Source organism: Nonomuraea sp. NPDC047897, assembly GCF_043204415.1.
Taxonomy (GTDB): domain Bacteria; phylum Actinomycetota; class Actinomycetes; order Streptosporangiales; family Streptosporangiaceae; genus Nonomuraea.
In genome coordinates, this window is sequence record NZ_JBIDCC010000007.1 from 320,829 (window position 1) to 340,245 (window position 19,417).

Sequence of the window (19,417 nt, forward strand, 5' to 3'; positions counted from 1 at the left end):
CCGCGGCGGCTCATTCGGACACGCGATGCATGAGCTCCAGCCAGAAGTCCCTGGCCTCCTGGCCGCTGTAGTGGCGGTGGCGGATGCGCTGGTTGCCCCGGTACACGGCGATCTCGGTGGTGACGGCGGCCTCCTGGCCGACCAGGGAGGTGTAGAGGCTCACCCACTCGTCCGGACGGGGGCTCCAGTCCGGGAAGGCCATGTGGGCCGCCTGCATCCGGAAGGCCTGGAACCAGCGTTCCTCCCCCGAGGTCTCCACAGGTCCACAGTGGCAGGACGGCCGCCAAGGACACGCAAAACGACCCTCTCCTCGACGCCCGGCCGGGCGAGCCGCCGGTCAGCGCTTCACGGCCACTCCGCAGACGGCGCTCACCTGCTCGGACGGGTCCCAGCCGCCGGGCTCGGGACGCCACCTGGGGGTGGGGACGACTCCCGGCTCCACCAGGTCCAGCCCGTCGAAGAAGGAGCCGATCGCCTCCGGGCTGCGCAGATGGTAGGGGTAGGCGGCGCGGGCGTTGTAGTTGTCCACGGCCGCGACGAGCGCGGGGTTGGTGTCGGTGCCGTCGCTGAGCGCCAGGTGGCTGCCGGCCGGCAGGCCGGCGAGCAGCCGCTGGACGATGCCCTTCGGGTCCTCGGCGTCGGGGACCTGCCCGGCGATGCTCAGCATGGTCAGGGCCACCGGCCGGGTGAGGTCGAGGGTGGCGGCCGCGCCCTGCAGGATGCGTTCGGGGTCGCGCACGTCGGCGTCGATGTAGTCGGTGGCGCCTTCGGGGGTGCTGGTGAGCAGCGCCCGCGCGTGCACGAGCACCAGCGGGTCGTTGTCGACGTAGACGATGCGCGAGTCGGGGGCGATGGACTGGGCGACCTCGTGGGTGTTGTTGGCGGTGGGCAGGCCGGTGCCGATGTCCAGGAACTGCCGGATGCCCACCTCGCCGGCCAGGAAGCGCACCGCGCGGCTGAGGAACTGCCGCTGCAGCCGGGCCACCTGGGCGAAGGCCGGGAACACCCGCAGGATCGTGTCGCCGGCCTCCTTGTCCACGGCGTAGTTGTTCTTGCCGCCGAGCAGGTAGTCCCACACGCGGGCGGAGTGTGGTTTGGTGGTGTCGACCCGGTCCCAGGCGGAGTGGGCGTTCACGTCTTCCATGAGGCTCCGTTCGGGGTGAATGCGGGACACTCGGTACGCGAGGTGCCGTTGCCCGGTAACGGGCGATCCAGGTCGCTCACCCAGCTCCCTCCTGCCACTCTGGTGAGCCTGATTCTAGGGAGATTCGGCGATCTCGCCACAAGATCGGCAAATGCTGCCGAGCGTGATTCTGCCCTTACTCCGGTCAGCGGTGGTCGAGCCGGTCCAGGTTCTCCACCCGGCCGCCGTCCCCGCCGGTGGCCAGGGGCAGCACGACCTCCACCCTGGTGCCCCCGCCCGGGGCGGCGCCGACCACGCACACGCCGCCCAGTTCGGCGGCCCGCTCCCGCATCGAGCCGAGCCCCACGCCCGCGCGGTGCCCGTCCGGCAGGCCGCGGCCGTCGTCCTCGACCAGCACCCGCAACCCGTCGGGCCGCCGCTGCAGGAGGACGCGGGCGCGGGTCGCGTCGGCGTGCCGCCGGATGTTCGTCAACGCCTCCTGGGCGATGCGGTAGACGGCCACCTCCACCGCCGCCGGCAGCCCGGCCAGGTCGCCCTCCGCCTCGACCTCGACCCCGGTGCCGGGCGGAGACTGCCCGGCCAGTTCGCGGACGGCACGTTCCAGGCCGAGGTCGTCGAGGGCGGGCGGGCGCAGGCCGTACACCAGTTCGCGGATGTCCGCCGCGACCGCGTCCATGCCCGAGCGCAGGCTCTGGAGCAGCGCGTCGGCCGAGTCGGGTGACTTCTTCAGCCTGCTGCGGGCGATGTTGATGGTCATGGCCATGGCCGACAGCGTCTGGCCGAGCCCGTCGTGCAGGTCGCGCCGCAGGCGGCGGCGTTCCTCCTCGCGGGTGCTGAGGATGCGTTCCCTGGAACGTTGCAGGTCGGCCGCCATGCGGACGGCGTGGGCGACGTCGGCGGCGTGCGGCGTGAGCGTGGCCAGGACGCGCTCGTTGTGGGCGGCGGGGAAGCGGCGCGGGCCGGGCTGCCCGACGAGCAGCCGGCCGACCCGTTCGCCGTGCCAGATCAGGGGCACCTCGCGGGGGGCGGCGCCGACGCGCCCGCTCTCGACGTACCTCGGCTCGCCGTCGGCCACCTCGACCGCGACACCCTCGACGGCGAGCCCGTCGCGCAGCACGCCCACCACCGAGGTGAGCGCCTCGGCGGGGTCGGCGCGGCGCACGGCCTGGGTGAGCCGTTCGGCGAGCAGGCGGGGATCGCCGACGCTGCCGTACAGCATGCGGTCCACGGCCCGCTGGAGCGCACGGCGCAGCGGCTGGAAGAACGCCCCGGCGAACAGCGCGGAGACGAGGCCGGCGATCTGGTCGTAGCCGGAGACCAGCAGGCTCGACAGCGCGCCCGCGCCGAAGTAGACGGCGCTCACCACGGCGAGCAGCCCGGCGGCGACGAACGTCCGGCTGATCACCGTGTCGATCCCGTACAGCCGGTAGCGCATCACCGAGAACGCCATCGCGACGGGGATGAGCGCCGCCCACACGAAGGAGGCCCACAGCATCGCGGGCAGCCACACGGCCGCGACGAGGAAGACGATGTAGCCGACGAACGCGAACAGCGGCCAGGCGATCTGCCGCCGGCCGGTCGGGTCGGCGTACCGCATCCGGACCGCCAGGGACAGCGCGGACAGCGCCATCGCGGAGTAGATGCCGGCCCACGCGACCGTGAAGAGCAGGTGCTCGTACGGCGCGAGCGCGGGGATCTGCAGCGGGTTGGGGATGACGGCCGGGTAGGGGTAGCGCTCGGCCGGCGGGTCCACCCGGAGGAGCCCGCGCAGGAACTGCGCCGTGATGGCCGTCGTGCCGAGCGCCACGACCAGCCGCCAGCGTGGGGAGGGCAGCCGTCCGTCGGGCGAGTAGAGCGGGAGCAGCATGGTCAGGGCCAGGCCGCAGCCGGCCCAGCCGAGGTGCGACACGTGCCGCAGGTAGCCGGCGGCGAGTAACTCGCCGTCGGCGGCCATCCGGAACATCAGCGCATGGGTGAAGTCGCTCACCGCGGCCGCGAGGCCGCCCGCGCACATCAGCCAGGCCATGTTCAGCCGCGGCCGGTGGGCGATCAGGAACGCGCCCACCGCGGGGAACATCAGCGCGGCGGCCGTCTGTGGGGTGACCGTCCGCGCCGGCCGCCACTCGTCGGGCAGCCCGGCGGCGACCACGACCGCGGCGACCGCGAGCGCCGGGGACACCACGGCCGCGGCCACGGCGACCGCCCGCGCGACCGTGACCCGGGACCTCCCGGCGAACCCGGTCATCTTCCCCCGCTCTCCCCGCCTCGGGCGTCCCGACGACTCGGACAGGAGTATGCCTGTTTTGTCGCTATATTGCGCCTACCGTGGCCGGGCCGTTACCACGTCGCCGTCGGGCGGACGTCTGCGGCGACGGACTACCTACGTAGGGGGAATAGGTACCTATATAGGGATTTCTCACGTCCCTTCGCGCCATGGCGGCAGGCACCCTGGTGACTTGGAGCACTACAGGCCGTCCGGAAGCGATCTACAAGGGTTACACCATGTGCCAGCACCAGCCGCCATGTCCGTCCGTGGACGCGCCCGACCGTGAGCGCGCGCGCCTCGTGGCCTACCACCCGGAGCAGGGGTGGGGGCTGCTCTGCAACGGAGTGGTGTGCTTCGACGACTGCGGCGAGTTGCTGCCCGACGGGCGGAGCATCCCCGCCCACGCCGGGAGCGCAGCGGCATGAACGCCTTCTGGGACAGCTTGCTCGGCTCCATGACCGTCGACCCGGCGGTCAGGACCGCCTCGTGGAAGCTCGCGCGCACGCCGTCGGCGCTGCGCAGGGCGCGGCGCGTGACGCGGCACAAGCTGGCCTGCTGGGGGGCCGCGGACCAGAGCGACGTGGTGGAACTGCTCGTGAGCGAGCTGGTGGCCAACGCGATGGAACACGCGCGCGGGACGATCCGCCTGACCATCTCGATGGAGGACGGCCTGCTGCGCTGCGAGGTCGAGGACGACGCCCCCGAGCTCCCGCGGATGCGCCAGGCCAGGCTGGAGGACGAGACCGGGCGAGGGCTCCAGCTCGTCGACATGCTCTCCTGCTGCTGGGGGGCCGACCACACCGCGCACGGGAAGGTCGTCTGGTTCGAGGTGCCGGTCCCGGCAGCGGAACCCGTCGCCGTCGAGGAGCCCGCGGCCACCCGGCGGCCCGCCGTCGCCACCCTGAGCGCGGAGCTGTCCTGAGCACGGAGCTGTCCTGAGCGCGCAGCGCTCCGCGAACCCCTGAGGCCCCCGACGGGACACCGGGGCCGGGCTTCGGCCCGCACACCGCCCGGGCCCGGTGTCCCATCCCCTTCCCTCTCCGGGGTCCCAGTCCCTCGGAGAGGGACCCCCTCCCCCCACGGCCGAACCGCAGGCGAGACAGCCGGATAATTCCGATGTGGGCGCATACTCTCGGCGGCTGTTCCTCCTGCTCGGCGGAGCGGCCCTGGCCGGGGCGCTGCTGCCGGCGCGGGCCGCGCACACGCCGGACACCTCCTTCTCCCTGTTACGCGCCCGCTGGCGGGAGGTCACCCTGGGACCGCCGACCGGCGTCTCCGCCCGAGCCGCGGCGCTGGGCGCGGCGGCGGCCCGCCACCTCGACGGCATGCGCCCCTCCGGCACGTCGCTCTGGCCCGGCCTGGACTTCCCCTCCTTCGAGGAGACCCCGGAGCGCTTACGGGCCATGGCCCGCGCCTACGCGCTGCCGGGCACCGGCCTGACCGGCGACGCCCGGCTCGCCGCCGCCGTGACAGCCGGGCTCGACCACTACCGGCGCCACGTGTACGCCGCGGGCGCCGACCCGGCCGGCAACTGGTGGCACTGGCAGATCGGCGTCCCCAGAACGCTCCTCGACGCGGCCCTCCTGGTCGGCCCGCACCTGCCCCGTCGGCAGGCCGCGGCGCTGGCGGAGGCCGTCGACCACTTCGTCCCCGAGGACCGCCTCGACGCCTACGAGGGCACCAGCACGGGCGCCAACCGGGTGGACCTGTGCACGGTGACGCTGCTGCGCGCCGCCCTCCGCGACGACCACGGCAAGGCCGGGCTGGCCGCCGCGGCGCTGTCGCCCGTCTTCCCGTACGTGCGTGACGGGGACGGGTTCTACCGTGACGGGTCGTTCATCCAGCACACGTCGGTCCCCTACCAGGGCGGCTACGGCGCTGTGCTGCTGTCGGGCGTGGCGACGCTGCTGGCGGTGCTACGGGGCACGCCGTGGGAGGTCACCGACCCGGCCAGGCAGGTCGTGTTCGACATGGTGGAGCGGTCGTTCGCGCCGTTCGTGCGCGACGGGTTCTGCATGGACCTGGTCAGCGGGCGGGGGATCGTCCGCGGGCCGTACGTGGATCATCGGCGCGGGCGGGCCATCGCCGCGGCGATCCTGCTGCTGGGCGAGTCGGCCTCGGCGGCCGAGCGGGCCCGCTGGCAGGGGATGGTGAAGGGGTGGGCGGTGCGCGGCACGTACCGGTCGCTGCCCGGCGGGAGCGACCCGGCCTTGCACGCCCGCCTGGCGGCTGTCCTCGCCGACGACGCCGTCCCCGCCTCGCCCGAGCCGGTCGGCCACACGCTCATGCCGATGAGCGCCCGCGCCGTGCACCGGCGGCCCGGCTGGTGCGCGGCGCTCAGCATGGCCTCCGACCGGATCGGCCACTACGAGCACGGCAACGGCGAGAATCTGCGCGGCTGGCACACCGGCTCGGGAATGCTCTACTGGTGGGCCGACGGGCACGGCGACCACTACTCGGACGCGTTCTGGCCCACCGTGGACCCCTACCGCCTGGCCGGCACCACGGTCTCCACCCGGCGGCTGCCCGACGGCGCCGGCGCGGGATGGGGCGACACCCGGACGCCGTGGCGGTGGGTGGGCGGCGCCACCGACGGCACGTACGCGGCGGTCGGCCAGCACCTCGCCGGGCTGGAGAGCACGCTGGAGGCGTTCAAGTCGTGGTTCTTCCTCGACGACGCCGTGGTGTGTCTCGGGGCCGGGATCACCTGCGCGGACGGCGTGCCGGTGGAGACGATCGTGGACAACCGCCGCTCCGGCGCGGCCCTGACCGTGGACGCCGCGGCCGGCTGGGCCCACCTCGAAGGGCACGGCGGCTACGTCGTGCCGGGCGGGCAGCCGCTGCGCACCCTCCGTGAGGACCGCACCGCCGGCCGGACCACCCGCGGCTACGTGACGCTCTGGCTCGACCACGGCGTCGACCCCCGCTCGGCCGGCTACGCCTACGCCCTCCTGCCGGGCGCGAGCCGGGAGGCCACCCGCGCCCGCGCCGCCGACCCCGGCCGGGTACACGTCCTGGCCAACACCGCGCGGCAGCAGGCCGTGCACGCCCCCTCGCCGGGGATCACCGCGGCCGTCTTCTGGACCGCGGGCTCCGCCGGCCCGCTGACCGCCTCGGGTCCCTGCGCGGTGCTGGTTCGCGAGCACGGTGACGGCACGGCCACGCTCAGCGTCGCCGACCCTCGCCGCGACCTCGACGACCTGACCGTGACCTGGAACCGCCCGGTGTCCGCCGTCCTCGGCCGCCCCGCACAGCTCGCCGCCGCCACCACCGGCCGGGGGCTCACGCTCCGCCTCACCGGCCTGGCGGAGGAGGAGGGCCGCTCGATCACGGTCGCCGTACGGCTCGCCTGACCTCGCCCGTGCGCAGGCGTACCCGGCGGCCGTCAGGCCGGCCGCGGGCGGCGAGCTGCCCCTCACTCACGCTTCCACCTTGCATATTTATGGCTTAAATTATTCAAGCTAGAATCTTTAGGCTGGACGCGTGACCGACCCCAGAGACCTCCCGCTCTCCCCCGCCCGGAACTGAACATGGCGACCGTGCACGAGGCTCCCCCGGCCGCCCGCGACAGACCCTGGCCCGCCGTCGGCGGGGCGGCGCTGACGGCCACCGTGACCGTGATGCCCGGCTTCACCGTCGGCGCCCTCGCCTCGCCCATCCAGGTGGAGCTCGACCTCTCGCGCACCGCGCTGGGGCTGGCGATGAGCGCCTTCTACGCGGCCTCGGCTCGCGGCCATGATGCTCCTCGGGGCGCTCGGCCTGCCGCTGATCGCGACCGGCACCCCGGCGGGCTTCGTCGCCGGCGCGGTGCTGGCGTTCTCGGCCGGGTGGGGCTGGACGGGGCTGTTGCTGGCCACCACGTTGCGGCTGGTGCCGGGCCAGGCGGAGCAGGCGGGGCACACCGTCCAGGTCGGCGTCTACGCCGGGGCCACGGTCGCGCCGTTCGCGTTCGGTGCGCTGTCGAGCGCGGCCGGGTTCACCTGGGCGGCGCTGGCCGCCGCCGCGGCCGGGCTGGCCGGGGCGGTCTCGATCACCGCCGGAGCCCGCCTCGCGCGCGGCGCCCGCCGGCAGGAGCCGGGCGCGGGACACTGAGAGGGTGACGATCGAGAACACCCGGCCCGAGCCGCCCGTGACGAGCCCGTCCATCGTGCTGCTCACGCTGGCCCGCCGGATCGAGTCGGAGCTCGGCGCCGCCCTGACGCCGCTCGGGCTGACGGTCGGCCGGTTCGGCCTGCTCGGGCACATCGCGGGCGTGCCCGGCGCGTCGTTCAGCGACCTGGCGCGGATGTCGGGGATCACCGTGCAGAGCGTGCACACCGCGGTCAAGGCGCTCACCGGCGCCGGGCTCGTCCGCGACGGCACCGCCCGCGCCGGCTCCGCGTCCCGCCTGGAGATCACGCCGGAGGGTGCGCGGCTCATGACGGAGGCCCTGCGGGCCACTGCGGAGGTGGACGAACGGCTGTTCGGCGCGGCGGCGGACCCCGTCCTTCGGCAGGTGGGCGACGCCGTGCGGGCCGCGTTCGAGGAGGCCGCGCCACCCGACCTTCAGGCCAACTGAAGCCGATGTTAGGCTTCAGTACATCTGAAGGCAACAGAGGGAGAAGCCGTGGAAGGCGTGCTGCTGTCCGTGCACGTGCTCGCCAGCATCGTGTTCATCGGAGGTTCGGCGATCGCGACAAGCCTGTTCCCCCGCTACGCGCCGACCACGGCGCCGGTGCCGGTGCCGGTGCCCGCGGGAGCCGCACCCGCGCCACCCGCCACCGAGGGCGAGCGCAACCGCGCCGTCGCCGCCGCGATGCACCGCATCAGCCGCGGCTACGGCGTCGCCGGCATCGTCGTGCCCGTCGTCGGCATCGCCCTGGCCGTCACCCAGGGCCGGATGGGCGAGATCTGGATCACCCTGTCCATGATCCTCACCGCGGCCGCCGCCGCGATCCTCGCCCTGCTCATCGTCCCCCGCCAGCGCGAGGCCCTCGACACGCCCGACGACGGCACCCGGCTGCGCTCGCTCAGCATGCTGGCCGGCGTCTACAACCTGCTGTGGGCCGTGGTCGTCGTCATGATGATCGTCCGTCCGGGCTCCTGAGCACCGGACCGCCCAACGCGGCCCGCAGCCGCTCGTACGTCGGCGCCAGCCGGCGCAGACCCGCCGCGAGCGCGGCGTCGTCGCCGGTCACAACGGGCCCCTGCAGCCCACCCACGATGCGGGCCTGCTCCGCGGCGACGGCGGCGCCCTCGGACAGGCCCACACCCCGCAGACAGACCGCCAGGTCACTCAGCCGGCGCGCCCCCACCCGCACGGCGAACGCCTGCCACAGCCCCCTGACCTCCGGATCCAGCCCCTCCTCCACCATCGCGGCCACCCGCTCGGCCGCCTCGGCCTGGCCCAGGGTGCCGGGAGGGACGGCGACGTCGGCACGACCCCCCAGCCAGGCCACCCCGCCGGGCAGCGAGCGGCGCAGCGCCTCGTCCGGCGCCACCTCCGCCCGCCGGACGAACCCGGACCGCATCGCGAACGGCCGCGGCAGGTAGCTGACCAACTCGCCACGCCACGCCTCGACGAAGGCGGCGACCGGCAGCGTGGCGTAGGGGTAGCCCTGCGGATCGTGCAACAGCACGGTGTCGTCGCCCACCTCCAGCACCACCACGTAGTGATCGGCGCCGACGGCCGTGCCGGAACCCGGCTGGTGCGTCAGCAGCCCCATCTCCAGCGGCCCGGCCAGCACCGGGCCGTCCTCGCAGGCACGGCGCAGCCGGCCCACCGCCTCGGCCGCCGATCCGCCGTCGTCGCGCTCGCAGGTCCAGCCCAGCAGGTCGATCGCGGCGTCGAGACCCGTCTCGGGATCCCACCCGTACGGATCGAACAGCGGCAGCCGCCCTGCGATGAGCTGCATCCCGTACGGGGAGCCCGTCAGGACCTCGATCACGGAGGCCGACGGCGCGGCGTCACCGAGGATCATCTTGAGCGAGTTGGCGTAGCAGTACGGCCCCGAGCCGACATAGGGAAGCGACATGCCGGGCAGCCTGCCGCCTGACACGGTGTCAGAGTCAAGCAGGAGCGCGGCGGGCGGCCGTCCAGTCCCCCGCGCCGGCTCACCGGAAGACTCCGCTGTAGGCGTTGAGCGCGGGCTGGCCGCCGAGGTGGGCGTACAGGACGTTGGAGTCCTTCGGGATGTCCCCGTCGCGCACGAGGTCGATGAGCCCGGCCATGGACTTGCCCTCGTACACCGGGTCGATGATCATTCCTTCGAGGCGGCCGGTGAGCAGGATGGCGTCCAGGGTCGACGGGACGGGGATGCCGTAGAGATCGCCTGCCCAGCCCTCCAGCACGTTGACCTCGTCGTCGCGCAGCTCTCGGCCGAGGCCGATCAGCTCGGCGGTGTTGCGGGCGATCTTCTCCACCTGGGCGCGGGTCTCGTCGATCTTCGCGGAGGCGTCGATGCCGATGACGCGGCGCGGCCGGTCCTGGCCCGCGAAGCCGGCGATCATGCCCGCGTGGGTGCTGCCGGTGACGCTGCACACCACGACCGTGTCGAAGAACACGCCCAGCTCCGCCTCCTGCCGCTGCACCTCGTACGCCCAACCGGCGAAGCCCAGCCCGCCCAGCCGGTGGTCGGACGCCCCGGCCGGAATGGCGTACGGGGTGCCCCCGGCGGCCCGCACGTCCTCCAGCGCCTGCTGCCAGCTCTCCTTGAATCCGATGCCGAAGCCCGCCCGGACCAGCCGGACGTCGGCGCCCATGATGCGCGACAACAGGATGTTGCCGACCTTGTCGTTGACGGCGTCGGGCCAGTCCACCCAGCTCTCCTGCACCAGGACGGCCTTGAGGCCGGCCCGGGCCGCGACCGCGGCGACCTGGCGGGTGTGGTTGGACTGCACCCCGCCGATGGTGACGAGGGTGTCCGCGCCCCGGGCGAGCGCGTCCGGCACCAGGTACTCCAGCTTGCGGGTCTTGTTGCCGCCGAACGCGAGCCCGCTGTTGCAGTCCTCCCGCTTGGCCCAGATGCGCGCCCCGCCGAGGTGCTCACTCAGCCGGTCGAGGGGGTGGACGGGGCTGGGACCGAACAGCAGCGGGTACCGCTCGAAGTCGTCGAGGGACATGCGGGGCTCCTCAGGTGTTGGCGGTCGGCGACGAGGTCAGCTCCCCCTCGGGGGACGAGGTCGGCTCCCCGCCGGGGAACGAGGTCAGCTCCCCGTCGGGGGTCGAGGTCAGCTCCCCGTCAGGGAACGCGGCTTCGAGCAGCGGCACGAGCGTCCGCCAGTTGGCCAGGGTGGCGGCGGCCGCGCCGTCGGCGTCGCCCGCCTCGCACAAGGCGATGATCCGCTCGTGCTGGGCGACCGACCCCCGGCCGCTCAGCGAGGAGAACCGGGCCCGCTCCAGGCGTCGCAGCAGCGGTGTGAACTGCTCCAGCACCGCGCGGACGGCGTGGTTGGCGCTTGCGGTGACCGGGACACCGTGGAAGTCGTCGTCGGCGGCGATGGCCGCGTCGACGTCGTCGCGGCTCAGCGCGGTGGCGAAGCGGGCGTTGGCCTCGCGCATGGCGTCCAGCTCGGCGGCGGACAGGTTGGGCAGCGCCTCGCGGACCGCCAGCTCGTGCATGGCGGCGGTGACGGACTGGGCGTCGCGGGCGGCCCGGACGTCGAGCGGGCTGACGATCGTGTAGCGGCCCGGCTTGGTGCGCACGAGCCCGGCCTGCTCCAGGCGGGCCAGGGCCTCGCGGACCGGCGTGCGGCTGACACCCAGCCAGGCCACCAGGTCGCCGTCGTTGAGCCGCTCGCCGGGTGCCAGCGTGCCGTCGACGATGGCGTCCCGGATCGCCCGATAGGCGTTCTCACGGAGGAGAGAACGGCTGACGAGGCCCCGGCTCTGCGGTACTGGCATGCAATATATTGCATGCCGCACAATCCGCTCTGTCAAGAAATCGGCTCGCCCTCCAGCCGCGTGTACGGACACGGCGGCCACCCCGGGCGCCGACGTGACGCTCGTCAGGCTGCGCGCCGGCCGGAGGTGCTCCGGCGCCGCCGAGCTGTTCACGACGCTTACCGTGTGCCGGTTGCGTCCCTCCCGGGACACGCTGGCCGAGCGCCTGCTGCTGCGCGGGCGGGGGCTCGGGCCTGTGATCCCGGGTGACGAGTTGCGTGGCCTCCCGCCCGCCGCCCTGCAGCGGATCGCGGACCGCGCCGCCCGGGACGACCCTGCCCGCGACGGGGCGCTGCTCGTGGACACGGACGGCCGCTCGGTCGAGGAGACGGCGCGACAGGTCCGGCGGCTGACCGGCGGCTACGCGTGAACCCGGCCGCGTCTTGACAGCAGATTCTGACGGAAACGCACGGTCCACGTGGTGAGACAGATTCCCGAGCGCAGCGACAGGCTCACTCACGGTTGACTATCGTGACTTAACCGGAATACTGGTTTTCCTGATCAGCCGTTGCACCATTGAGACCGAGGATGCCCATGTCGCTTGGCCCCGCCATGCCCCACGCACAGCCGCAGCAGGCACGCGGCCGTGCCGGCGGCCCGGGATGGCGAGCACGGCGCCTTCGCGGTCACAGCAGACCACGGCGCGACGCCGACCTGCTTCGCTAGCGGGGGCTCCGCTTCGGTCGACTCGCCCGCCGGTTCTCCTCCGACCCCAGGACTGTCATGCCGCCAGACTCCTTCAGCGTCCCGATCATGATCGGCGTCGCCGTCCTCGCCCTCGCCCTCGCGGGCGTCCTGATCGCCCACCTGCGCGTACGCCGCGATCTCGGCCAGGCCCGCAGCCAGCTCCTCCAGGCCCGCCAGGCCCAGGAGCACCTGACGCGTGAGACCAGCGCGCGGGAGCAGCGGCTGGCGCAGGCCGAACGCCAGGCGCAGGAGGCCGCCGACCTGCTCCGCGAGGCCCGCGCCCAGCAGGACGTGGCCTGGGTCGAGACCGAGCACCTGCTGTCCACCCGGATCCCCGCCCTGGTGTCCCACCTGCGCGCCCCGCACGTGATCGTGCCCGGCGTGCAGAACCCCGCGCTGGCCGGCACCGAACTCGACCGGCTGCACCGCGGCATCCTCGACGCGGTCGCCCGCGGGATCCGCGAGGAGGGCGAGCGCATCGACGAGGCCGCCCAGGCGATCGTCCGAGGCGCCATGTCCCGCGTGCAGACCCAGGCGCTGCGGGCCCAGGACCTGCTCGCCGGCATCCAGCAGCGCTACAGCGGCGACGAGCACACCGCGCTGCTGCGCGAGGTGCTCGGCCTCGACATGTTCAACGAGCTGATCATCCGCCGCGTGCAGGTCACGGGCATCGCCTGCGGGGCCACCCCCGGCCTGTCGCGTGACGACACCTACCTGGTGGACCTGGTCGTGGGCGCCATCTCCCGCGTCGAGAACTTCGAGCAGCGCATCGAGGGCCCGGCCAACCACCTGCGCCGCCGTATCGGGGTCGCCGCCCGTGCGGCCGAGCCGATCCTGTTCATCACCTCCGAGCTGCTGGCCAACGCGGTCCACCACTCCCACGGCACGCTCAAGGTGACGATCGCCGTGCACGAGACCAACAACGGGGCCGCCATCGTCATCGACGACGCGGGCGTGGGTCTCAACGAGGAGCAGTACGCCCGCGCGACCCACCTGCTGGGCGGCGGCCACCCCGTCCGGCTGGTCGACCTGGGCAACCCGCCCCGCACCGGATGGGCCGCCATCGGCCGTCAGGTCGCCCACTACGGCATGCAGGTCACGGTCAAGAAGAGCGCTTTCGGCGGCGTGCAGGCCGTCGTCAACGTCCCCGCCGCTCTGCTGGTCGAGATGCCGGAGGGCAGCCGGCCGTCGGTGCTCGCGCCCGAGCCGGTCCGCGCGGCCGTCCCCGCCGCCGTCACCTCCGCGATCCCCACCTCCGCCGTCCCCGCCGCCGGGTCCCCCCGGCCGGAGCCCGTGCCCGCCGCGCGGCCGGAACCCGTGACCGCCCTGCGGCCGGCGACCCCCCTGCGGCCGGAACCCGTCGCCACCCTGCGGCCCGAGCCCGCGGCGGTGCCCGAGCAGCCCGACCCGGCCGAGGCCCTCGCGGCGCTGCCGCAGCGCCGCCGCCAGTCGCCGCGCTCCGCCGCCGGCCCCCGCCCGGCCGCCGGCTCGGGCAGCACGGGCGGCTCCGGCGGCGGGTCGCTCACCACCCCGGAGGAGGCCGCGCGGCGGTGGGGCGAGTTCCAGGCCGGAGCTGAAGCCGGACGCCGCGAAGCGCTTCCGACCCAGCCGCACGACAACACCGAAGGGAACTGACCGCTCCATGGACGCTCACAGCGCTTCCGGCCGTGTTCACACCAAGGGCCGCCCGCTCTCCCTCGACGTGTCGTGGGTGCTGTCGCCGCTCCTGGCCCTGCCCGGCGTCGCCCGCGGCGTGGTGCTGAGCCGCGACGGGCTCATCCTCGGCGGCTCGGCCGACGTGACCGCCGAGACCGGTGAGCGCGCCGCCGCCATGACGAGCTCCGTGCTGGGCGCCGCGCGTGCCCTGTGCGCCGGCCTCAGCAACGGCGGTGACGGCGAGGTGGTCGACATCGTCATCTCCGCGGGCACCGGCTACTACTACATCGCCCCGGCCGGCGACCGCGCCGCGATCGTCGTCGCGGCCACCTCGGCGGTCAACGTCGGTTCGCTGGCCTACGAGGTCCAGCTCCAGGTGCAGAAGCTGATCAAGGCTCTCGACGAGGCCAGCGCGGCCAGGACACCGGGCATCCGCACATGACATCCGGACGGCAGCGGCGGCGGGTCGTCCCGGACTACATGGCCGCCGCGAGGTTGAGCGTGCCCGAGCACATCAGCGTCGAGCGCACCACCCTGGTCTCCATCGCCGCCGACGCCGCCGCCGACGGGCTGGACCCGCCGGCGTCACACCTGCTGGCACTGCTGCAGGACGGGCCGCTCTCCGTCTACGAATGCGCCGCGCACCTGGGGCTGCCGTACTGCGTGGTGCGGCTGCTGGTGGCCGGGCTGGTGGGCAACGGGACGCTGCTCACCCGCGACCCGCCTCCCGCCGACCTGCCCGACATCGAGATCTTGGAGTTGGTGCTCAGTGGCCTCCGCGCCCTCTGACATCCGCATCAGTGCCGACCACATCCCGGTCAAACTGGTCATCGCCGGGCCGTTCGGCGTGGGCAAGACGACGATCGTCGGCGCCCTGTCGGAGATCGAGCCCCTCAACACCGAGGAAGTGCTCACCCAGGCGGGCACCCTGGTCGACGACCTCACCGGCGTGAACGAGAAGACCACCACGACCACCGCGATCGACTTCGGCCGGCTCACGCTGCCCGGCGTGGTGCTGTACCTGTTCGGAGCGCCGGGGCAGACCCGCTTCCAGGTCCTGTGGGACGAGCTGGTCCGCGGCGCGCTGGGCGTGCTCGTGCTGGCCGACACCCGCCGCATCGACGACAGCTTCGCCGTCCTCGACCTGGTGGAGAACGCCGGGATCCGCTACGCGGTGGCCGTCAACCACTTCCCCGACTCCCCCCAGTACCCGCCCGAGGCCCTGCGCCAGGCGCTGGACCTGGACCCGCGCACGCCGCTGCTGGTGTGCGACGCCCGCGACCCCGCGTCCGCCCGCGCCTCGCTGATCGCGCTGGTGGAGCACATCAGAGAGCTGGTTCTGGCATGACCATGCGTTATCTGCCCGACGCCGGTCGGCTGTACGGGCCCGACTTCGCCAGGGACCCGCAGGCGGTCTACGCGGCGCTGCGCCACCGGCACGGCGCGATCGCGCCCGTGGAGATCGCCCCCGGCGTGGAGGCCCACCTGGTGATCGGCTATCAGGCCGCCGTGGACGTGCTCACCAACGCGGGCGGGGTGTGGAGCAAGAACGGCAGCGACTGGCAGACACGCCTGCCCGGCACCCCCGAGGCCGCGGCGATGGTCGGCATGCTCGGCTACCGCACCAACGCGCTCTTCTCCGACGGCGCGGAGCACGCCCGCTACCGCAAGGTGATCACGGACTGCTTCTCCATGATCCAGCCGCACAAGCTGCGCCAGACGGTGATCGAGGTGTGCGACGCGCTCATCGCCCAGTTCGCCGCGCAGGGCGAGGCCGACCTGGCCGCCGACTTCGCCAGGCCCATCCCCTTGCGGATCTTCAACCGGCTGCTCGGCCGGCCGGACTCCGACAGCGACGCGCTGATCAGGGCCCTGTCGGACATGATGGAGGCGGACGGGGAGGCCGGCGCACGCGGCCACGACTCCTTCTACCGCTACATCGGCGAGCTCATCCAGGCCAAGACGGCCAGCCCCGGCGACGACCTGACCTCCTGGTTCCTCTACCACCCCGCCGGGCTGAGCACCGAGGAGGTGCTGCACCACCTGGTGCTCGTCATCGCCGCCAGCTACGAGCCGACGGCCAGCCTGATCTCCAACGCGCTCTCCCGGATGGTCAGCGACGACCGCTACTACAGCTCGCTCGCCAACGGCGCCCTGAGCACGTACGACGCCCTGCTGGAGGCGCTGCGCGCCGAGCCCGCCATGGCCAACTACGGCCCCTACTTCGTGCGCCAGCCCGTGCACTTCCACGGCACGTGGATCCAGCCGGCCGAGCTGGTCCTCGTCTCCTACGCCGCGGCGAACACCGAACCGGCCGCCGTGCCCGAGGAGCTGCGTTCCGACGGCGGCGCCTACCTGGGCTTCGGCGCCGGGCCGCACCGCTGCCCGGCCAGCGATCCGGCCATGCTCATCGCCATGACGGCGATCGAGCGCCTGACGTCCCACCTGTGCGACCTCGAACTGACCGTGCCGCGCGAGGAGCTGCTGTGGCGGCCCGGCCCGTTCCACCGGTCGCTGGCGCACCTTCCGGTGCGCTTCACCCCCATCCGCCCCGACCAGCCAGGAGAATCCCCTTGGGCAGTGCAGCCCCCGTCGTCCTCGACCCCTTCGGAGCCGACCTCCCCGGTGAGGTCCGCCGGTTACGTGACCTCGGCCCCCTGGTCCTCGTAGAGCTGGCCGGCGGCGTCCCGGCCTGGGCCGTCACCCGGCACGACCTGCTCAAGCAGCTCATCCTCGACCCGATGGTCAGCAAGGACAAGCGGCACTGGCGGCTGCTGCCGCAGGCGCTGGAGAAGCCGGGCTGGACGTGGATCATGACGTGGATCGGCGTGTCCAACATGCTGAGCGCCTACGGCGAGGAGCACCGGCGGCTGCGCAAGCTGATCGCCCCCAGCTTCACCGCGCGCCGCACCAAAGCCATGCAGCCGGTCGTCGAGGGGATCGTCGCCGACCTGCTGGACGCCATGGCCGCGGTGCCGCCGGGCCAGGTCGTCGATCTGCGCACCGCCTACGCCCACCCGCTGCCGATGCGGATGATCTGTGAGCTGTTCGGCGTCCCCACGGGCATGCGGGCGGAGATGGCCCAGATGATGGAGGCCATCATGGACACGACCGCCACCCCGGAGCAGGCGGCGGCGACAGCGGCGCAGATCGGCACCGTGCTGCCCGCCCTGGTGGCGTACAAGCGTGAGCACCCGGGCGACGACCTGACCACGGAGCTGATCAACGTCCGCGACAGCGGCGACTCCCTCAGCGACGACGAGCTGCGGGACACCCTGCTGCTCCTGATCGCGGCCGGGCATGAGACGACCGTCAACCTGATCGGCAACGCCGTGCACGCCCTGCTCACCCACCCGGACCAGCTCCGGATGGTCCTCGCGGGCGAGATCACCTGGGAGGCGGTGGTCGAGGAGACCCTGCGTTGGGCGCCGTCGATCGCCAACCTGCCGCTGCGGTTCGCGATCGAGCCGATCGAGGTGGGCGGTGTGCGGATCGAGGCGGGCGACGCGATCATCACCAGCTACCTGGCCGCCGGGCACGACCCCGACCAGCACGGCCCGGAGGCCGACCGGTTCGACGCCACGCAGGAGCGGGCCGAGCACCTGGCCTTCGGCATCGGCGTGCACCGCTGCATCGGGGCTCCGCTCGCCCGCCAGGAGGCGCTGACCGCCCTGCCGGCGCTGTTCGCCCGCTTCCCGGACCTGCGGCCGGCCGTGGACGGCGGTGCGCTGCCGCACGTCCCGTCCTTCATCGCGCACGGGTGGAGCAAGCTGCCCGTCCTGCTGCGCCCCTGACCGTCACCAGGCGATACGCGGCGGCTCACCCGCGCCCGACCGCCCTAGCGGCAGCGGCGTGGTGGAGCCGTCGGTGAGGTCGACGCGGAACGCCTCGGCCCCGTGCGCGAAGATCAGGTGCCGGCCGGTCCCGTCGAGGCTGAACCGCAGGCTGAGCGACGCGCCCGCCGGCACCTCCGGCCGGGCGAGCACCCGCGGTTCGGCTCCGCCGTCCGCCGGCACCCGCTCGACGGCGTGCCCGGCGCCGTACACCAGGTCCCGGCCGTCGGGGGTGAAGGCCACCGACTCCACCAGGCGCAGGCCCCTCTCCGGAAGCGGGACCCGGGTGGAGGCGGCGGTCAGATCCGTGCCCTCCCGGGTGAGGTCGAGCACGCCGATGCCGTGCGAGCCTGCCGTCCAGGCGAGCCGCCGCCCGTCGGGCGCCCAGGCCAGGCCGCTCACCAGCGGGTCCGCGCCCGACCACCAGTCGCGGCGTCGGCCGGTGGCCAGGTCGAGGACGCTGATCCTGCCGCCGCCGCCGAGGAGCGGCGTGGCGAGGGCGAGCCTGGTGGCGTCCGCGCTCAGGGCGATGGCGGTGACGATGTGCCCGGCGTCGATCTCGGCCCCCGGGACGACGACCGGCCTTCCCGGCCGCCCGTCGTCGCCGAGGGTGACGCGGAAGAACCGCAGCGGCGTGCGCGGACCCGTCCATCCGGCCATCACGAACGTCCGGTTGTCCGGCGTGGCGGCCACCTGGTGCCAGGAGGAGCGCACGCCTTCCGGGAGCGGCACGTCCGCCACGACGGCGCCGGTCCCGGCGTCGTGCACGGCCGCCCGCGCGGGGGCGTGCACGGCCGTCTTCGCCCCTTCCGGGAAACGCGCCGACGGAGGCGGCGCGGCGACGAAGAACCGCGGCGGCCCCGTCGCGGTTCGGGGCGTCCCGGTGGCCATCGGCGTGGCGAGCGAGGTGGCCGGCGGCGCCGTCTCCAACGACCCGGCCGGCGCGCCGCCCAGCGGCCCGGCCGACACACCGGCCGTCGGCACGCTCGGTAGGGGCGTCGGCACTGTGGCCGGCACTGTGCCGACAAACGACGGGACGGCCGGCGCGTCCGCTGAGGGAAGCCGGTCCCGGCCTGCTACCTGGTCGCCGCACCCGCCGGACAGCGCCACCAGGGCCAGCCCGGCCACGGCGACGCGTAATCGTGAGACCATGCGCCGATCTTCCTATGCCGGCTGCCGCCTCCGCCACCTGGAACACCGGCCTGATCTGGATCGCGTTCCAGGACCCGCAGCGGGTCTTCGGGGCGCTGCGGAGGTCGCTTCTGAGGCCGTCCGGGAGAGTCTGACGGCCGTGGTCGAAGCCCGGAGCGCCGTCACGCGTCCCGTACGACGCCCCCGACGACCGTCGCCACGACCTTGTGGACGGCTTCGGCCTCCGGCGGCGCGCCCTCCCGGCCGGCGAACAGCAGGTGCCCCGCCCCGATCAGGGTGAGGGCGAGCGTGTCGACGTCGGCGTCCGCCGCGATGCGGCCGTGGCCGCGTTCGGCGGCGAGGTAGGAGGCGATCATGCCGGCGGCCTCGGCCAGGACGGGAACGCCGGTCACCCCGGCCTGCCGCAGCCGGGCGCGCAGGTTGTCGCGGGCGGCGATCAGGTTCAGGACCGTCAGGGCGATGGACCCGAACAGGTCCGTCAGCGCCTCGACGAGGTTGCCGGCGACGGTCCCGGTCCCGGCGGACTCGCGCAGCGTGGCGGTCCGGCCGTCCATCCGGGCGACGCGGTCGAGGACCAGCTCGGCGAGGAAGGCGTCGAAGTCGGGGAAGTGCCGGTGCAGGACTCCCTTGGCGCAGCCCGCCTCAGCGGTGACCGCCCGGCTGGTGAGCGCGTTCGGGCCGTCGCGGAGCAGGACGCGCTCGGCGGCGTCGAACAGCCGCTCGCGCGCGTCGCGGAGGGCCACCCCTGTGGGCATCGT

21 protein-coding genes are annotated in these 19,417 nt (G+C 73.8%); 13 read left to right on the forward strand and 8 right to left on the reverse strand.

Features of this window, described 5'->3' with window-relative positions:
• Window positions 1–10 precede the first annotated feature (10 nt).
• The 3 genes from ACGF0J_RS18325 to ACGF0J_RS18335 form a co-directional block, all read right to left on the reverse strand.
• Window positions 11–259: a hypothetical protein gene (locus tag ACGF0J_RS18325; protein WP_393147136.1), complete on the reverse strand. Its 249-nt coding sequence runs from the start codon at window positions 257–259 to the stop codon at window positions 11–13.
• A gap of 78 nt (window positions 260–337) precedes the next feature.
• Complete coding sequence (locus tag ACGF0J_RS18330) at window positions 338–1,144, reverse strand: SAM-dependent methyltransferase (RefSeq protein WP_393147138.1); 807 nt, start codon at window positions 1,142–1,144, stop codon at window positions 338–340.
• A 184-nt stretch (window positions 1,145–1,328) separates the two neighbouring features.
• The gene (locus tag ACGF0J_RS18335; RefSeq protein ID WP_393147140.1) at window positions 1,329–3,389 is read right to left on the reverse strand and encodes a sensor histidine kinase; all 2,061 of its coding nucleotides are present in this window, start codon (window positions 3,387–3,389) and stop codon (window positions 1,329–1,331) included.
• A gap of 257 nt (window positions 3,390–3,646) precedes the next feature.
• Between ACGF0J_RS18335 and ACGF0J_RS18340 the strand changes: the two genes are divergently transcribed.
• From ACGF0J_RS18340 to ACGF0J_RS18365, 6 genes are all read left to right on the forward strand, one after another.
• The gene (locus ACGF0J_RS18340) at window positions 3,647–3,835 is read left to right on the forward strand and encodes a DUF5999 family protein (protein WP_393147142.1); all 189 of its coding nucleotides are present in this window, start codon (window positions 3,647–3,649) and stop codon (window positions 3,833–3,835) included.
• Complete coding sequence (locus tag ACGF0J_RS18345; RefSeq protein WP_393147144.1) at window positions 3,832–4,332, forward strand: ATP-binding protein; 501 nt, start codon at window positions 3,832–3,834, stop codon at window positions 4,330–4,332. The genes ACGF0J_RS18340 and ACGF0J_RS18345 overlap by 4 nt, the downstream gene beginning before the upstream one ends.
• 196 nt (window positions 4,333–4,528) lie before the next feature.
• Entirely contained in the window at window positions 4,529–6,763 is a 2,235-nt protein-coding gene (locus ACGF0J_RS18350; protein WP_393147146.1) for a polysaccharide lyase 8 family protein, read from the forward strand.
• 382 nt (window positions 6,764–7,145) lie between these two features.
• Window positions 7,146–7,502, forward strand: coding sequence for a hypothetical protein (locus tag ACGF0J_RS18355; protein WP_393147148.1), 357 nt, complete (start codon window positions 7,146–7,148; stop codon window positions 7,500–7,502).
• Window positions 7,503–7,506: 4 nt separating this feature from the next.
• Window positions 7,507–7,968: a MarR family winged helix-turn-helix transcriptional regulator gene (locus ACGF0J_RS18360; protein WP_393147149.1), complete on the forward strand. Its 462-nt coding sequence runs from the start codon at window positions 7,507–7,509 to the stop codon at window positions 7,966–7,968.
• A gap of 48 nt (window positions 7,969–8,016) precedes the next feature.
• Window positions 8,017–8,496, forward strand: a complete 480-nt coding sequence (locus tag ACGF0J_RS18365) for a hypothetical protein (protein WP_393147151.1) — start codon at window positions 8,017–8,019, stop codon at window positions 8,494–8,496.
• Here the strand turns inward: ACGF0J_RS18365 and ACGF0J_RS18370 are convergent.
• The 3 genes from ACGF0J_RS18370 to ACGF0J_RS18380 all read right to left on the reverse strand — a co-directional run bounded on the left by ACGF0J_RS18370 (window position 8,468) and on the right by ACGF0J_RS18380 (window position 11,292).
• Window positions 8,468–9,424: a hypothetical protein gene (locus ACGF0J_RS18370; RefSeq protein ID WP_393147153.1), complete on the reverse strand. Its 957-nt coding sequence runs from the start codon at window positions 9,422–9,424 to the stop codon at window positions 8,468–8,470. The genes ACGF0J_RS18365 and ACGF0J_RS18370 overlap by 29 nt on opposite strands.
• A 79-nt stretch (window positions 9,425–9,503) precedes the next feature.
• Window positions 9,504–10,511, reverse strand: coding sequence for a 1-aminocyclopropane-1-carboxylate deaminase (locus ACGF0J_RS18375; RefSeq protein WP_393147155.1), 1,008 nt, complete (start codon window positions 10,509–10,511; stop codon window positions 9,504–9,506).
• Between the two features lie 10 nt (window positions 10,512–10,521).
• Window positions 10,522–11,292: a GntR family transcriptional regulator gene (locus ACGF0J_RS18380; protein WP_393147157.1), complete on the reverse strand. Its 771-nt coding sequence runs from the start codon at window positions 11,290–11,292 to the stop codon at window positions 10,522–10,524.
• Between the two features lie 94 nt (window positions 11,293–11,386).
• Here ACGF0J_RS18380 and ACGF0J_RS18385 point away from each other — a divergent pair, with 94 nt between their 5' ends.
• The 7 genes from ACGF0J_RS18385 (at window position 11,387) to ACGF0J_RS18415 (ending at window position 17,468) form a co-directional block, all read left to right on the forward strand.
• Window positions 11,387–11,701, forward strand: coding sequence for a hypothetical protein (locus ACGF0J_RS18385; RefSeq protein WP_393147159.1), 315 nt, complete (start codon window positions 11,387–11,389; stop codon window positions 11,699–11,701).
• Window positions 11,702–12,054: 353 nt separating this feature from the next.
• The gene (locus ACGF0J_RS18390) at window positions 12,055–13,653 is read left to right on the forward strand and encodes a hypothetical protein (protein ID WP_393147161.1); all 1,599 of its coding nucleotides are present in this window, start codon (window positions 12,055–12,057) and stop codon (window positions 13,651–13,653) included.
• Between the two features lie 7 nt (window positions 13,654–13,660).
• Window positions 13,661–14,116, forward strand: a complete 456-nt coding sequence (locus ACGF0J_RS18395) for a roadblock/LC7 domain-containing protein (RefSeq protein ID WP_393147163.1) — start codon at window positions 13,661–13,663, stop codon at window positions 14,114–14,116.
• A complete protein-coding gene (locus tag ACGF0J_RS18400; RefSeq protein ID WP_393147165.1) occupies window positions 14,113–14,463 on the forward strand; it encodes a DUF742 domain-containing protein in 351 nt (116 codons plus the stop codon). The genes ACGF0J_RS18395 and ACGF0J_RS18400 overlap by 4 nt, the downstream gene beginning before the upstream one ends.
• A complete protein-coding gene (locus ACGF0J_RS18405) occupies window positions 14,444–15,022 on the forward strand; it encodes an ATP/GTP-binding protein (RefSeq protein WP_393147167.1) in 579 nt (192 codons plus the stop codon). The genes ACGF0J_RS18400 and ACGF0J_RS18405 overlap by 20 nt, the downstream gene beginning before the upstream one ends.
• The gene (locus ACGF0J_RS18410) at window positions 15,019–16,344 is read left to right on the forward strand and encodes a cytochrome P450 (RefSeq protein ID WP_393147169.1); all 1,326 of its coding nucleotides are present in this window, start codon (window positions 15,019–15,021) and stop codon (window positions 16,342–16,344) included. Before ACGF0J_RS18405 ends, ACGF0J_RS18410 begins: the two co-directional genes overlap by 4 nt.
• Window positions 16,248–17,468 carry a cytochrome P450 gene (locus ACGF0J_RS18415; protein WP_393147171.1) on the forward strand — a complete coding sequence of 407 codons (1,221 nt, stop codon included), beginning with the start codon at window positions 16,248–16,250 and terminating at the stop codon, window positions 17,466–17,468. Before ACGF0J_RS18410 ends, ACGF0J_RS18415 begins: the two co-directional genes overlap by 97 nt.
• A 3-nt stretch (window positions 17,469–17,471) precedes the next feature.
• Here ACGF0J_RS18415 and ACGF0J_RS18420 read toward each other — a convergent pair whose 3' ends face one another.
• A complete protein-coding gene (locus ACGF0J_RS18420; RefSeq protein WP_393147173.1) occupies window positions 17,472–18,659 on the reverse strand; it encodes a WD40 repeat domain-containing protein in 1,188 nt (395 codons plus the stop codon).
• 161 nt (window positions 18,660–18,820) lie between these two features.
• Window positions 18,821–19,414, reverse strand: a complete 594-nt coding sequence (locus tag ACGF0J_RS18425; RefSeq protein ID WP_393147175.1) for a TetR/AcrR family transcriptional regulator — start codon at window positions 19,412–19,414, stop codon at window positions 18,821–18,823.
• Window positions 19,415–19,417: the final 3 nt, after the last annotated feature.

Excerpts from the sequence above, each read along its gene's own strand:
- ACGF0J_RS18425 (WP_393147175.1), bottom strand. The coding sequence starts at position 19,414 with ATGCCCACAGGGGTGGCCCTCCGCGACGCGCGCGAGCGGCTGTTCGAC.
- ACGF0J_RS18420 (WP_393147173.1), bottom strand. The coding sequence starts at position 18,659 with ATGGTCTCACGATTACGCGTCGCCGTGGCCGGGCTGGCCCTGGTGGCG.
- ACGF0J_RS18410 (WP_393147169.1), top strand. The coding sequence starts at position 15,019 with ATGACCATGCGTTATCTGCCCGACGCCGGTCGGCTGTACGGGCCCGAC.
- ACGF0J_RS18340 (WP_393147142.1), top strand. The coding sequence starts at position 3,647 with ATGTGCCAGCACCAGCCGCCATGTCCGTCCGTGGACGCGCCCGACCGT.
- ACGF0J_RS18345 (WP_393147144.1), top strand. The coding sequence starts at position 3,832 with ATGAACGCCTTCTGGGACAGCTTGCTCGGCTCCATGACCGTCGACCCG.
- ACGF0J_RS18380 (WP_393147157.1), bottom strand. The coding sequence starts at position 11,292 with ATGCCAGTACCGCAGAGCCGGGGCCTCGTCAGCCGTTCTCTCCTCCGT.
- ACGF0J_RS18370 (WP_393147153.1), bottom strand. The coding sequence starts at position 9,424 with ATGTCGCTTCCCTATGTCGGCTCGGGGCCGTACTGCTACGCCAACTCG.
- ACGF0J_RS18390 (WP_393147161.1), top strand. The coding sequence starts at position 12,055 with ATGCCGCCAGACTCCTTCAGCGTCCCGATCATGATCGGCGTCGCCGTC.
- ACGF0J_RS18355 (WP_393147148.1), top strand. The coding sequence starts at position 7,146 with ATGATGCTCCTCGGGGCGCTCGGCCTGCCGCTGATCGCGACCGGCACC.
- ACGF0J_RS18375 (WP_393147155.1), bottom strand. The coding sequence starts at position 10,511 with ATGTCCCTCGACGACTTCGAGCGGTACCCGCTGCTGTTCGGTCCCAGC.
- ACGF0J_RS18330 (WP_393147138.1), bottom strand. The coding sequence starts at position 1,144 with ATGGAAGACGTGAACGCCCACTCCGCCTGGGACCGGGTCGACACCACC.
- ACGF0J_RS18400 (WP_393147165.1), top strand. The coding sequence starts at position 14,113 with ATGACATCCGGACGGCAGCGGCGGCGGGTCGTCCCGGACTACATGGCC.
- ACGF0J_RS18395 (WP_393147163.1), top strand. The coding sequence starts at position 13,661 with ATGGACGCTCACAGCGCTTCCGGCCGTGTTCACACCAAGGGCCGCCCG.
- ACGF0J_RS18335 (WP_393147140.1), bottom strand. The coding sequence starts at position 3,389 with ATGACCGGGTTCGCCGGGAGGTCCCGGGTCACGGTCGCGCGGGCGGTC.